At 68.5% G+C, this 13713-nt stretch carries 15 protein-coding genes; 9 read left to right on the plus strand and 6 right to left on the minus strand.

Annotated features, from left to right (window positions below; genetic code table 11):
• Nucleotides 1-233: 233 nt before the first annotated feature.
• From ACYQR9_RS04510 to panC, 9 genes are all read left to right on the plus strand, one after another.
• Entirely contained in the window at nucleotides 234-1247 is a 1014-nt protein-coding gene (locus ACYQR9_RS04510; protein WP_461228834.1) for an AAA family ATPase, read from the plus strand.
• A 26-nt stretch (nucleotides 1248-1273) separates the two neighbouring features.
• Nucleotides 1274-2206, plus strand: a complete 933-nt coding sequence (locus tag ACYQR9_RS04515) for a DUF58 domain-containing protein (RefSeq protein WP_207411133.1) — start codon at nucleotides 1274-1276, stop codon at nucleotides 2204-2206.
• A 3-nt stretch (nucleotides 2207-2209) separates the two neighbouring features.
• Entirely contained in the window at nucleotides 2210-2677 is a 468-nt protein-coding gene (locus tag ACYQR9_RS04520; protein ID WP_461228835.1) for a DUF4381 family protein, read from the plus strand.
• A 4-nt stretch (nucleotides 2678-2681) separates the two neighbouring features.
• Complete coding sequence (locus ACYQR9_RS04525) at nucleotides 2682-3695, plus strand: VWA domain-containing protein (RefSeq protein ID WP_419953195.1); 1014 nt, start codon at nucleotides 2682-2684, stop codon at nucleotides 3693-3695.
• Entirely contained in the window at nucleotides 3692-4621 is a 930-nt protein-coding gene (locus tag ACYQR9_RS04530) for a vWA domain-containing protein (RefSeq protein ID WP_461228836.1), read from the plus strand. Before ACYQR9_RS04525 ends, ACYQR9_RS04530 begins: the two co-directional genes overlap by 4 nt.
• Nucleotides 4621-5544, plus strand: coding sequence for a tetratricopeptide repeat protein (locus ACYQR9_RS04535; protein ID WP_461228837.1), 924 nt, complete (start codon nucleotides 4621-4623; stop codon nucleotides 5542-5544). The genes ACYQR9_RS04530 and ACYQR9_RS04535 overlap by 1 nt, the downstream gene beginning before the upstream one ends.
• 173 nt (nucleotides 5545-5717) lie before the next feature.
• Nucleotides 5718-6971, plus strand: a complete 1254-nt coding sequence (locus ACYQR9_RS04540; protein ID WP_461228838.1) for a hypothetical protein — start codon at nucleotides 5718-5720, stop codon at nucleotides 6969-6971.
• 111 nt (nucleotides 6972-7082) lie between these two features.
• A complete protein-coding gene (locus ACYQR9_RS04545) occupies nucleotides 7083-7484 on the plus strand; it encodes a hypothetical protein (protein ID WP_246747816.1) in 402 nt (133 codons plus the stop codon).
• Between the two features lie 94 nt (nucleotides 7485-7578).
• The gene (gene panC / locus ACYQR9_RS04550; RefSeq protein WP_461228839.1) at nucleotides 7579-8442 is read left to right on the plus strand and encodes a pantoate--beta-alanine ligase; all 864 of its coding nucleotides are present in this window, start codon (nucleotides 7579-7581) and stop codon (nucleotides 8440-8442) included.
• 7 nt (nucleotides 8443-8449) lie between these two features.
• Here panC and ACYQR9_RS04555 read toward each other — a convergent pair whose 3' ends face one another.
• The 6 genes from ACYQR9_RS04555 to ACYQR9_RS04580 all read right to left on the minus strand — a co-directional run bounded on the left by ACYQR9_RS04555 (nucleotide 8450) and on the right by ACYQR9_RS04580 (nucleotide 13570).
• Nucleotides 8450-9679, minus strand: coding sequence for an extracellular catalytic domain type 1 short-chain-length polyhydroxyalkanoate depolymerase (locus ACYQR9_RS04555; RefSeq protein ID WP_461228840.1), 1230 nt, complete (start codon nucleotides 9677-9679; stop codon nucleotides 8450-8452).
• A gap of 193 nt (nucleotides 9680-9872) precedes the next feature.
• A complete protein-coding gene (gene dnaQ / locus ACYQR9_RS04560; RefSeq protein WP_056423355.1) occupies nucleotides 9873-10598 on the minus strand; it encodes a DNA polymerase III subunit epsilon in 726 nt (241 codons plus the stop codon).
• Nucleotides 10599-10633: 35 nt separating this feature from the next.
• Nucleotides 10634-11239 (minus strand): dephospho-CoA kinase, encoded by a 606-nt coding sequence (coaE, locus tag ACYQR9_RS04565; protein WP_461228841.1) that lies wholly within the window; start codon nucleotides 11237-11239, stop codon nucleotides 10634-10636.
• Nucleotides 11236-12078, minus strand: coding sequence for a shikimate dehydrogenase (locus ACYQR9_RS04570; protein WP_461228842.1), 843 nt, complete (start codon nucleotides 12076-12078; stop codon nucleotides 11236-11238). Before ACYQR9_RS04570 ends, coaE begins: the two co-directional genes overlap by 4 nt.
• Before the next feature lie 26 nt (nucleotides 12079-12104).
• On the minus strand, nucleotides 12105-12719 hold the full coding sequence (locus ACYQR9_RS04575) for a Maf family protein (protein ID WP_461228843.1): 615 nt from the start codon (nucleotides 12717-12719) through the stop codon (nucleotides 12105-12107).
• A 20-nt stretch (nucleotides 12720-12739) separates the two neighbouring features.
• Nucleotides 12740-13570 (minus strand): pyruvate, water dikinase regulatory protein, encoded by an 831-nt coding sequence (locus ACYQR9_RS04580; RefSeq protein WP_056422951.1) that lies wholly within the window; start codon nucleotides 13568-13570, stop codon nucleotides 12740-12742.
• Between the last annotated feature and the right edge of the window lie 143 nt (nucleotides 13571-13713).

The raw sequence follows: 13713 nt of genomic DNA on the forward strand, positions 1-13713 counted from the left end.
TTCATGAAATCCCGGTGGTCGGGCATTCTGCCCGATCTCACCCTCGTGTTTCACGGGAAACGTCCCACGGGATTGACGCCGGTGCTCCGCTGCATGCAAACCCGATCGATATAGGGATCTCTTAAGAATCCGCCCGAGGAGACGCGCATGGTGCTGTACGCCGGCCCTGCCACGATCATGCCCCGCTTATCCGTTGCGGCAGCCCTGCGGGCGGCTCCGGCCGACGCGCGCTCATGAGCGACGCGACACTGGCCATGCGTCCCGCTACCTCGGCGGCGCCAGCCGCCGACGAGGCGCTTCGCGCACGCATCCTCGCTTTGCGGGATGGCCTGAGCCACGGACTCATCGGCGCCGAAACCCTCGTGGAGCGTCTGCTCATCGGGCTTCTCGCCGGTGGCCATCTCCTCATCGAGGGCGCGCCCGGCCTCGCCAAGACGCGCGCGGTCAAACGCCTGTCGGACGGGCTCGACGGCAGCTTCGCCCGCATCCAATGCACGCCCGACCTGATGCCGGCCGATCTCACCGGCACCACCGTCTGGCGCCAGGATGCCGGGGATTTCGAGTTCCTGCCCGGTCCGCTGTTCCACTCCCTCATCCTCGTGGACGAGGTGAACCGCGCCCCGCCCAAGGTGCAGTCGGCGCTGCTGGAATCCATGGCAGAGGGACAGATCACGGTCGCCGGCCATACCCATGTCCTGCCCGACCCGTTCATGGTGGTAGCGACCCAGAATCCCATCGAGCATGCGGGCACCTTCCCGCTACCGGAGGCACAGCTCGACCGCTTCCTCCTCCATGTGGTGGTGGAGATGCCCGACGAAGCCTCCGAGCGCCGCATCCTCGACCTCGTCGAGGGCGAACTGAACCACCATGCCGAGGCGATGCCGGTGAAGCTCACAGTGGCGGAGATCCGCGCCGCCCGCGCGGCGGCCCTCAACGTCCACGTCTCGTCGGCCCTCAAGGACTATCTGGTGCGACTCGTGGCCGGCACCCGCACCGACAAGGCGGCCCCGGATCTCCGCGCCTCGATCGAGCACCCGGCCTCCCCGCGCGGGACGCTGGCGCTGATGCTCGCCGGCAAGGCGCGGGCCTATCTGCGCGGCCGCGACCACGTGATCCCGGAGGATATCTCGGATCTCGCCGCCGACGCCCTGGCGCACCGGATCGGGCTCACCTGGCGCGCAGCAGCCGAGGGACAGACGGCGCGGGGCATCATCACGGGCCTCGTCCAGCGGGTCCGGGCGCTCTGAAGGCGGAATGGTCGGGTAGCACAGTCATGGCGTCCCCCTCCGGCCCGACCACGGGCTCCGCGCACGGCCCCGGTATCCACCTCTCGGGCGAGGCCCTGATGGGGCTACGCCACCTCGCCCGACGCGGCGTCTCGCCGGCCACCCGCACCCTGGCGGGCCTTCCCGGTGGCATCGTCACCCGCCGGCGTGGACGCGGATCGGAGCCCGACGACGTGCGGCTCTGGTCCGAGGGCGACGACCGCCGCCATATCGACCGCAACGCCACCGCCCGCACCGGCATCCTCCACGTGCGGACCCACCATGACGAGCGCGACCGCGCCGTGGTGCTACTGGCGGATTTCCGCCCTTCCATGCTGTTCGGCACGCGTCGCGCCCTGCGCTCGGTGGCCGCGGCCGAAGCCCTGGTGCTGCTCGGCTGGCGCATCGTCGGCGATGGTGGCCGCATCGGTCTCGTGGCCGCGTCCTCGGGGGAGCCGGTGGTGGTCCGTCCCGGCGGCGGCGAGCGGGCCATGACGGCGGTGACGGGTGCCCTTGCCATGGCCCATGCCCAGGCGCTCGCCGCCTCGGACATGCAGGATCCCCCCCTCGACCGCAGCCTCACCGTAGCGGCGAGCCTGCTTCCGTCCGGCGGCCATCTCGTCATCGGCAGCGCGCTGGACGCGCCGGGGCCTGAATTCGACCACCTGCTCACCGTGCTGGCCGAGCGCCTGTCGATCCGCCTCGTCCTCGTCAGCGATGCGTTCGAGCGTAGGAAGCCGGCGGGGTTCTTTCCGTTCGCCACGCCGGACGGGCAGCGCGGCACGGTTCAGGTCGGGCGCTCCGCCGCCAATACGGACGGCGTGCCCGACGACCGACTCATCGCCTATGCGCGGCGCGGCATCGAAGGTTTGCGCCTCGATGCCGAGGCGGGTCCAGAGGCCTATGCTCCGCTGATGGAACGTCTCGATGCGGTGCTGTAGCGCGTGAACCCGCTTAGCTCCCCCACCGATCTCACCCAGCTGCGCGGCCTGCACCTCCCGGCCGATGCGGGCAGCGGCGCGCAGGGCGAGGTGGTGCTGGCCATCGCGCTGGGCTTCGTCGCGGCCCTTCTCGTCGGCCTCGTCAGGCTGATGCGGGCGCGGTCGAACGCTTCGGTGCGGGCCTCGGCCCTGCGCGGCCTCGCCGAGACGCGCACACTCGCTCCGGACGCACGCCTCATCGCGCAGGCCCGCCTGTTGCGGCGCCTCGCCCGGACGCTCGCCGGCGACGAGGCCGCCTCGACCCAGGGACGCGACTGGGCGGCCACCCTCGACCGCCTCTTCGCCACGGATGTCTTCAGCAAGGGCGCAGGCAGGGTCGTGACGGAGGGCCTGTACCGGCGCTTCTCCCCGGCAGACGTCGAGACCCTGGATTCCGAACTCAGCCGTCTTTTCGCGCGGATCAGGGCCTGAGCCGATGCCAGCCTGGTTCACCGCTTTCCTCTCGGCCTTCGATCTCGCCGCGCCCCTGGCGCTGCTGCTCCTGCCGCTGCCCTTTCTCGCGGCCCGGCTGCTGCCGCCCGAACGGATGGGATCGAGCGGCGCCCTGCGCGTTCCGGCCACCGTCGTGATGGGCTCCGCCCGGGGGGACGGCGTGGCGGCGCGCGGGCGCGGGCGCTCGCTCCTGATCTGGACCCTGTGGGCCGCCTTGGTGGCGGCGCTCGCCGGCCCCCGCCTCGTCCTGCCCGCCACCGCGCTTCCGGCCTCGGGTCGCGAGATCATGCTGGTGATGGACCTGTCCGGCAGCATGGAGCGGCGCGACTTCGCCATCGACGGCGAGACCGTGACGCGGCTCACCGCGGTGAAGCGGGTGGGCACCGACTTCATCCGCCGCCGGGCCGGGGACCGGATCGGCCTCGTGATCTTCGCCAACGAATCCTACGTCGCCGCGAGCCCGAGCTTCGACACCAATACCGTGGCGCGCGCCCTCGACGAGGCGACGATCGGCCTCGTTGGCCGCTCCACCGGCATCGGCGACGGTCTCGGCCTCGCCCTCAAGCGGCTGGTGCCGGCCACCTCCGGCGAGGCGTCCGATATCCCGCAGGCCACATCGAAGGTGGTGGTGCTGATGACGGACGGGGCCAACAATGCCGGCCAGACCACGCCGCGCGACGTGGCGGCTTTGGCCAAGGAGCTCGGCGTCAAGGTCCACACCATCGCGCTCGGCCCCCGTGACATGTCCAATGCCGACGGCGAGCAGGATGTGGTCGATGCCGAGACCTTGCGGGACATCTCGACTCTCACCGGGGGCACCTTCTTCCGGGTGAAGACCACCGACGACCTCATCGCCATGGCGGATTCGATCGATGCCATCGAAGGGGGTCGGGCCAAGGCTCCCCCGGTCCCCCTGCGGCAGGACCTGTGGCCCTGGCCCGCCGGCCTCGCCCTGCTCTGTGCGGCGGGCCTGCTGGTGGCGAGGCGCAAGGCATGAGCGACCTTCTCTCCCTCGCCATCCTGCGGCCCTGGTGGCTCCTGGCGATTCCCGTCATCCTCATCCTCGCCCTGCGCGCGGCCTGGCGCTCGGCCCCGCTGGGTGATTGGGCGAAGGCGGTCGATCCCGGCCTGATGGCCTTCCTCGAGACGCGCGGAGCCGTCCTCGGTGGGCGGCGCCAGGCCAACCTCGCCGCCGCCATCGCGGCCGGTCTCATCGCCATCGCCCTCACGGGACCGGCCATCGAGCGCCCGGACGCAGCGACCTTCCGCAACCTCGATGCGACGGTGGTCGTCATCGATCTCTCGCGCTCCGTGGCCGAGGGCGGCCACCTCAAGGAGGTCCGCCAGATCGCCGACAGCGTGGCCCAGGCGGCGGGCACCCGCAGCGTCGCCGTGGTGGTCTATGCCGGCGACGCCTATCTCGCCGCCCCACCGACCACGGATCGCGACGCCCTGAGCCTCGTCCTGTTCGCCCTCGACGGCGACACCGTGCCCGATCGCGGCACCCATCCCGAGCGCGGCCTCGCCATCGCGCGCCGGACCCTGGAGGAGGCCGGCGTCATCGCCGGCGACGTGGTCCTCGTCACCGATGGCGACGGGATCGGCGATGCCGCCATGCGCGAGGCCACTGCGATCCGGAACAAGGGATGGCACCTCCATGCCGTGTTCGTTCCGGCCACCAATTCCCTGCCGGCGGGATCGCCCAAGCCGGACCGGGCGGCCCTCGACCGGGTGACCGGCACGGGCAACGGCCTCACCGTCGATCTCGACAGGCCGGCCGCCCTCCTCGATGTGGTGGGGGCCAGCACGGCGCAACATCTGGCGGCGGGCGGCTACACCGTGCTCGCCTTCGCCGATCTGGGACGCTGGCTGATCCTCCTCGCCCTGCTTCCTGCCCTCGCCTTGTTCCGCAGGAGCGCCTGATGAGCACCGCGCGCCTCTCCTTGCCCGATCGTCTTCCCTTCGCCCGTTACTTGCCCCGGCATTGGACCGGCTGGGCCAGGATCGCCGGCATCACGCTGGCGGGGGCCGGCATTCTCGGCCTCACCCTGGTTTCGGAGCCGCGCACGACGCTCGGTCGCAGCCTGATGAGCCTCGGCCTGCCCAACGCCGCCGCCACCATCCTTGCCGATCCGGCTTGGCGCGGGCCCGCGCTCTACGAGGCGGGGCGCTACGAGGAGGCCATCGCGATCTTCCGGAATGGCAGCCGGCGCAACGCTTACAATCTCGCCAATGCGCTCGCGCGCTCGGGCGATTACCAGGGCGCCATCGACGCCTACGACGTCGCCCTGCAATACAATCCACGCGATGCGGATGCGCAGGCCAATCGTTCCCTCGTCGCCCGCCTCGTGGCCGAGGGGCCGGGCGATCCGGGCAAGGGCGGCGGCCTCGCCAATGCCACCGCGACCGTGGGCTCGCGCTACAACAAAACCTCGAATCAGGATCCCAACGACGACATGAAGGCCTCCTCCGTCGGTGAGGGACTGGCCGGCAATAAGGAGGGAGGCACCTCCTCCTCGACGCCGGGCAACAGCAAGGTGGCGCGGCGCGGCAAGGCCGAGCAGCAATCGGTGGATTCCGGCAAAGGTGAAGCGAGAGGCTCGGCCAGCGATGCCGCCGGTCGTGGACGCACGGGCGCCGGTTCCGCCATGGTCGCCGCCGCCCCGGAGCGGGAGGCGCGGCGCGTGACGAAGAGTTTCGAGGCGCACGAAATCCGCCCCGACCGCCTCTGGCTCCAGACCCTGCCTGACGATCCGGGCCGGTATCTCAAGCTGCGCCTGAAAGCCGAGCAAGCGGTGCGTGTGGAAGCGGGCACGGCGGTCCCGGCAGGAAGCAACCCATGGTAAGCGGAGTGTATCGCCCGGATACCAACCCTCCCCCCTCTGCGGGGGAGGGTGCCTGCGGAGCAGGCGGGAGAGGGGACGACCTCTCCGGAACTGGCGCTCCCCTCTCCCGACCCGCTTCGCGGGCCACCCTCCCCCGCAGAGGGGGGAGGGATCACGGACGGCGTGGCATCCTCATGCTCGGCGCGTTCCTATTCCTCGCCGCTCCCGCACAGGCCGAAATCGCTCCCGGCGACCTCACCCTGACGGTGACGCCGGAGCTCAACGGTAACGCTGCGCCGTTCTCGCGGGAAATGGTGCTGCTCCACATTCGCGGCGTCTACCGGCAGGCGATCCTGCTGGAGGAGGTCGTCCAGCCGTCGCTGGCGAATTTCAGCTGGACCCAGCTCGGCCGGGACACCTGGTCGAAGACACGCCTGCCGGACGGACAGGTGGCGGTGGCCTTCGACCGCACCATCGCGATTTTCCCGCACCATCCGGGCGACTTCACCATCGACCCGTTCATCCACCGCCTCACCATCAACGATGGCGGAACCCGCAAGGTGGTGGACGTTCCCTCCGTACCGGTCTCGCTGCCCGTCGCCACCTGGACGAAGCCGGTGGGCGGCCCCGACGTAAAGGAGCCGTGGTGGCTACCGGCGCGGGACGTCACGATCACGGATTCCTGGAGCCCCGATCCCGAAACGGTGAAGATCGGCGAGACCACGAGGCGCATCGTCACCCTGGAGGCGCAGGGGCTGGTGGCCGAAGGGCTGCCGCCAAGGCCGGTCATGCGCACACGCGGTATCCTCACCTTCGCCGGCCCCGTGACCCGCGAGACGATCATCACCCCGACTGGTCCGGTGGCGCGGGCGACCTATCAATGGGACGTGCGCCCTGCCGTCACCGAGATCGTCCCGCTCGATGCCATCACCATTCCCTGGTTCGACACCGTCTCGCGGACCTTGCGGGAAGCGGAAATCCCGGCCCGCCAGATCGGCGGCGGCCTGCCCGACCGGGACGAGGACGCCAAACCCGTCGCTCCGGCCTCGCCGATGGTCGTTGCGGCTGCGGCCGTGGGAGCTTTCGGGTTCGGCCTCGCCCTCATCGGCTTTGGCGTTCCGAGGCGCTCTCGGACCCTGCGCCTCGACCGTGCGACGCGTCGCGAACTCGCACGCCACGCGGAAGCCGGTGATGGGCCGGGTTTCCGCGCTGCCCTCGGCCCGGTCTTCGAGCGCGAACCCGAACTCGCGCGGCTCTGGCGCTCCAATCCGGTCATCTCCGAGGCACTGGCCGCCCTCGACGCCTCGCTCTATGGCCGAACCGAGGAAGCGACGCCGGACCTGGCTCTATTAGCCGGCAACCTGTCGAAGCCGTTCAAGATCGACAGGCCTTCCGCCGAGCCGGTCAACCCTTTGGCGGATCTCGATGGTCGGGCTCTGCGACGGTAACGTTTCGTTCACCCTGTTCTGAGAATTTCGAGCCTCGTCCAAGGACGGGGAGTTGGGCGGTGAACGCCCATCGACAGGGCTTCCGGCGACGGGAGCACGCAGCGGGATGACATGAGCCGAGGGCGCGAGACAGCAGGAGGCCATGCCGCGAGGGTGCTGATCGCGGCAAGTTTCGTCGCGTCCGTCTTGGACGGCCCGGCCCGGGCCGCAGACGCGCGGGAGCGCTGGTCCACCCCCTACGGTGTGGAGGCCAACCGCCCTGTTCCGGGAGCCGAGCCGCCGCCGCGTTACTTCCCGCGCGCGGACGAGGACAGCACGCCCCGACGGGAGCGTGCGAGACCCCGACGGGTCGCCTGTATCCCGAGAAGCGTGCCCATTCCCACCGACGCGCCGGACGATCCGAGCTATGTCGGATCGACCTACGGGCTCGGAAAACCGAGCTATTACGGCTTCAAGCCGGCACTGGGCGTCGACGATCCGTTCGGCAGGTCGTTGCTGCCCTATTGCAACTGACGTCGCCCAACGGCGCCATCTGGCGTTCCGGCATGGATCTGGGATAGTCGAGGCACGATCCACACCCCTCATAAAGTCCCGCCGAAGAGCCCCGATGAGCAGCCAAGCCTCGCCCGTCACCCCGGTCCGGTTCGACGCGGTGGACCCCATGCGGGCCTGCATCCGCGCCTGGAAAGCGGCGGGCGACCGTGTCGTCTTCGTGCCCACCATGGGTGCCCTGCACCAGGGCCACCTCTCCCTCGTGACCCGGGCGCGGGAACTGGGGGAGCGGGTCGTGGTCAGCATCTTCGTCAACCCGACGCAGTTCGGGCCGAGCGAGGATTTCTCGCGCTATCCGCGCGATACCGAGGCCGATCTCGCGCTCCTGTCGGAGGCGGGCGTCGATGCCGCCTACTGTCCCACCGTGGAGACGATGTACCCGACGGATTTCTCCACCAGCCTCACGGTGGCGGGCATCAGCGAGGGATTGTGCGGCGCGTTTCGTCCGGGCCATTTCTCCGGCGTCGCCACGGTGGTGACGAAGCTCGTCAACCAGGTCCAGCCCGATACCGCCCTGTTCGGCGAGAAGGATTTCCAGCAATTGCAGGTCATCCGCCGCGCGGTGCGTGACCTCGACATCCCCGTCGCCATCGGCGGCGTCCCGACATTGCGAGAGGAGGACGGCCTCGCCCTCTCCTCCCGCAACCGCTACCTCGATGCACAGGAGCGACGGATCGCCCCTCTTCTGCACCGCGAGCTGTCGATCATCGCCGAAGGATTACGGGCGGGGAACGCCGCGTCCCCCCTCGTCTCCGCCTCGACCGATCGGCTGATCGAGGCCGGGTTCAGCACGATCCAGTATCTCAGCGTGTGCGATGCCGACACGCTGGCCCCGGTGGAACACGCCACGGGAGCGACCAGGATTCTGGTCGCCGCCTATCTCGGCTCGACGCGACTCATCGACAACGTGGCGGTCTGACAGCGATTCACTGGCGCGGTCGGTCGAGGCGGTGGGCCATGAAAAAATCGACCATCGCCCGTGACGCATCGGGTCCCCGACGGTCGGTGTAGCTGCCCGACGGGTCGCCCCCCGACCAGGCATGGTTGAGGCCGCGCACGACCCAGCTTTCCACCACCACACGATCGGTCTCGTCGGCATAACGCGTGCGGATAAAGGAGAGCCCGCCCGGACTCACGCCGTCCGAGACGGAAGGCGTGAGCGCATCGACGCCGGCCTGGAGCAGGACCTGCTCGCCATTGCGCGGGTGGACGGTGCTGTCGTTCTCGCCGTGAACCATGATGGTCGGTACGCGGGGCGTCCCTTCCTGGAGGATGGCGGCTCCCGAAGGCCCGAGACGCATCGTCGTGAGCGCCGAGGAGACGTCGCCAGCGCATCCTGCCGCGAGGCCGGAATGCACGCCGACAGCGGCGTAGAGATCGGGATAGGCCAAGGCCACGTTGGCAGCGGCCGCGCCACCGGCGGAGAGGCCAGCGATGTAGACCCTGCGCGGATCGACATCGTGGTTTTGCATCACCTCACGGGTAAGGCCAGCGATGATCTCGGCCTCGCCCAGGCCCCGTGCCTGATCGCCGGGCTGGTACCAGTTCCAACAGCGCTGGCCATGGTCCCTCGTGCTCTGGCCTGGATAGGCGACGAGGAACCCTTCCTGCTCGGCAAGGAGGTTCATGCCGGTTCCGGTAGCGAAATCGTCCGGCGACTGGGTGCAGCCATGCAGCATCACGACCAGGGGAGGATGGGTGACCGTACGGCTGGGAATGTAGAGCTTGTAGTCGCGCGCACCCGCTTCGTTGGCGAAGGAATGCGCGGTGAAAGTTCCCTCTCCCGTGGTGAGAGACGGAACGTTTCCGTCTCGGAACAGCGTCGCGGGATCGAACCCCATGAAGCCGGACGTCGCCGGAGCAGTCGCAGTCGCGCCTTGAGCGACCGCGCCGGATGGCGACGACAGGCCGAATTTCCGCGCGACCTGATCCAGGGCCCCACGAAACTGATCGTGCAGACCTTCCGCGATCCCACCTGCCGAATGCGTGGAGGTTGCGGATTCCGCCGTCTGACCGGAATGGCTGGCGCCCTGGCTCCCGAACAGGCCGCGCTGGATGAGATCGGACGCTTCTTGCAAGCGGCCCGCCCCCGTCAGCTTGGTGGCTTCGACGAGATCGGCCAGACGTGCCTGTGTCCGGTTCGGGTGATCAGCCATCGCATGATCGCTTTCTTGGGTGCTGGACATGTGTGTCGACGAGCGGCCAGCGGATCTGATCGATGCAGGATAAAAGCTGATCCGGCATCGACGATGGGCTCGATTCGCCTCCGCGCCGACTCGTTGTGCAAAGATGTAAGCTGGTTCTGTTGCAATGCAATATGTGTTTTATTGCATTGCACCTAGGCGATATTTACTCGCCTTCGCTCTCGCTGACATAGTCGCGCCAGATCGGGCTTGCACTGAGAGATGAGACGAACGCAGCATGCTGGCTAACGTCCAAGGGGTTCAAGCGGTTGCGCAATCGGCGCGGCCCCGTGGCGACGGGACCGTCGCCGGAGGCGACGATCTGGATCGGTTCGGCGGCCTCGACCATCGCCAGGCCAAGGCTTGTCTGCTTGCCGCCCAGCAGCTCGATATAGACCTCGGCCAGGATCTGAGCGTCGAGAAGCGCACCGTGTTTGGTGCGCCGCGTCGTATCGATCCCATAACGGACGCAAAGCGCGTCGAGGCTGTTGGAAGCGCCGGTATGCTTGCGCCGCGCCATCTGCAGCGTGTCGACCACCGCCCCCAGATCGATCTGCGGCGGCCCGCCTTCGCCGAGCCGGGCGAACTCCATGTTGAGGAAGCCCACATCGAAGGGCGCGTTGTGGATCACGAGGGGGGAATCGCCGCAGAAGGCGACGAAATCGTCCACGATCGCCGAGAAGACGGGTTTGTCGGCCAGAAACGCGTCGGAGAGACCGTGGACGCCGAACGCACCCTGCGAGACCGGCCGTGTCGGATTGACGTAACGGTGGAAGGTCACACCCGTCTGGATATGGTTGATCAGTTCGACGCAGCCGATCTCGATCAGCCGGTCCCCGTTCTTGGCATCCGTACCGGTGGTTTCGGTGTCGAGGACGATCTCACGGAGCATGGTGCGGTCCATTCGAGGAGAAACGAAGCGGTCGGTCAGGCTTGGCCTGCGCCGACGAGCCGTTCGATGAGAGCGTCGACCTGATTTTCGGCGCCAGCAAGGCCAAGCCCGGTATCGATGAGGAAGTCGGCACGGGCGCGCTTATCGGAATCGGGCATCTGCTTGGCGAGGATCGCGGCAAAAGCCGCCTCGGACATGCCGGGGCGCGCCAGCACACGCTGCCGCTGAATCTCAGGATCCGCCGTCACCACCAGAACCGCATCGCATCTGCCCTCGCCGCCGGTCTCGAACAGGAGGGGGATGTCGAGGATCACCAGGGAGCCGTCGGCATGCTCGTCGAGGAATCGCTGCTCCTCCGCGCGGACGAGGGGATGAATCGCGGCTTCCAGCCGGGCGAGAGAATCGGGCCGGCCGAGCACATGGTCCCGCAGGCACGCGCGGTCGACGGAGCCGTCCTCCGCGATGGCGTCAGGGAACAGGTCGGCGATGAGGCGGGCGCCGGCTCCACCCGCGGCGTAGAGGCGCCGCACCGCTGCATCCGCGTCGTGGATCGGAATGCCGCGCCGGGCGAACATGGCGGCCGTGGTCGATTTCCCCATGCCGATGGAGCCGGTGAGGCCGAGAATGAACGGCTGGGTCATCGCTTCGCGACCAGATCGGCGACGATCAGGGCACGCAGCTCCGGCGTCACCACGGGGCGGGTCCCGAACCAGCGCTCGAAACCGGGAACCGCCTGATGCAGCAGCATGCCGAGCCCGTCGACCACGCGATGCCCTCGTGCCGCAGCTGCTGCGAGAAGCTGCGTCTCCAGGGGCGAATAGACGATATCGGCCACGGCACATTCAGCCGGCAAACGATCGAGAACGATGTCGAGGGGCGGCTTTCCGGTCATGCCGAGTGAGGTGGTGTTGACGAGAAGCCGCGCGCGGCGGAGGGCATCGTCGAGCCCATCCCAGTCGATGGCCTCCACGCGGGACGGGTCGAGTTCTACGATGGCCTCGGCCCGCGAGCGCGTGCGGTTGGCCACGAGGATGCGGCTCGCCGGCCGGTCGAGGAGGCCCGCGACGACGGCCCGTGCCGCCCCTCCCGCTCCGAGGATGACGACATCGCCGGCATCCGCACGGAGCCAATCCGCCCCAAGGGTCTCGTCGAGATGGGCGGTGAAGCCGACGGCGTCCGTGTTGTCGCCGACGAGACGACCCTGGCCGTCGAAGGAGAGCGTGTTGACCGCGCCGATCCGCCGGGCGGACGCCGTCAGCACCTCGGCCCCGGCGAAGGCGGCTTCCTTATGTGGCAAAGTCACGTTTCCGCCGGCGAACCCGGCAGCCTTCAGGCCGCGCAGGAAGGCCCCAAAATCCTCCGGCGCCACGTCGATCCGCTCGTAGGACCCATCGAGCCCGAGGGTCGAGAGCCAGTGTCCGTGGATCATCGGCGACCGGGAATGGGCGATCGGATGACCGACGACGAAGGCTTTGATCATGAATGGGTCTCGCGGGGCGTTCGGGATCAGAAGGCAAGGCAGCCATGGCAGCGCAACCGGTCGAGCAATCCGGTTAGCGGCAGGCCGAGGATCGTGGGATGGGCGCCTTCGATTTCCGCGAACAGATGGATGCCGAGGCCTTCCAGCTGGTATCCCCCTACCGTGCCGGTGACGCGGTCATGCCCGGCAATCGCCAGATAGGTGTCGATGGCGACCGCGCTCAGATCCCGCATGGTCAGACGGGCCTCGTCATGCATCACGTCCGGCTCCCGTCCCGGTACGATCAGGGCGGCAGCGGAATGCAGGGAGTGCATCCTGTTGGATAGCCGGCTCAGCTGATGTTTCGCCGCGTCGAGGGAGGCGGATTTGTGGAACACCTCCCCGTCGCAGGCGAGAACCTGATCCGCGGCCAGGACGATCCTGTCGCGGGCCTTTTCCGCGACCGCCCGTGCCTTGGCCAGGGCCAGTCGGCAAGCGAGATCGGCGGGGGCGAGGGGGCCTGAATCGGCCTCGATGCCTCGCTCGTCGACATTCGGGATCACGACTTCCACATCGAGTCCGGCCGCTTCCAGGAGATGCCTGCGCGTCGGCGAGCCGGAGGCAAGAACCAATGGACGTTCGGGAAGCCAGAGATGGGTCATGACGGAACTCGCTTCGCGTTTCACGCCACGATGAACTTGAGCCGGTGCTCGCGATGGAGATCGAGGATCGCGGCGGCGGTCTCCTCGATGGACCGCCTCGTGACGTCGATGGTCGGCCAGCGATGTCGGCTGCAGAGTTTGCGGCAAGCGGCGATCTCGTCGGCGACGGCGTCGCGATCGACATAGAGAGAGGTGTCGTCCGCCTTCAGGCTCAGCAGACGGTTCTGACGAATCTGCACGATCCGCTCAGGAGACGCGAGAAGGCCGACCACGAGGGGCTTGCGGGCGTTCTCGAGATTGGGCGGCACCGGCATGCCGGGCACGAGCGGGAAATTCGCGGTTTTCAGCCCACGATTGGCCAGATAGATCGCCGTCGGGGTCTTCGAGGTGCGGCTGACGCCCACGAGGATCACGTCGGACTCGTCGATGTCGAAGGGCAGGTTACCGTCGTCATGCGCGAGGGTGAAGTTCATCGCGTCGATGCGCTTGAAATATTCGGCGTTCAGCATGTGCTGCGCCCCGGGCCGCGCCGTCGTCTCCGCACCGAGATAGGATTGGAGCAGGGCGTGGACCGGCTGAAGCACGGATAGGCAGGGCGAGCCGGTCTCGCGACAGGCCGCTTCCAGACGCTCGGTCAGGTCGTGCCCGACGAGCGTGTAGAGAACGAGGCCCGGCGCCGCCTCGATCTCGGAAATCACCCGTTCGAGCTGGGCCGAGGATCGCACCAGCGGATAGACATGCTCGATGGCCGAGACGCCTTCATACTGGGCGGCGGCGGCGCGACCCACATTGATGAGAGTCTCACCGGTGGAATCCGACACGAGATGGAGGTGGAAGTAGCTGCGACTCATCGGAAATTCCCATCCCAGGCCGGCGGACGGGCTCGAGGGATCTCCGGGTTATCCACCACACCTGAAGGCCGGAGTCGACAGGTGGGGATAAAGCACCCCTGTCCGGGCCGGGGGCGGAACCTTCCCCCGCGTTGTCGACTCTC

Source organism: Methylobacterium sp. CM6241 (assembly GCF_054817845.1).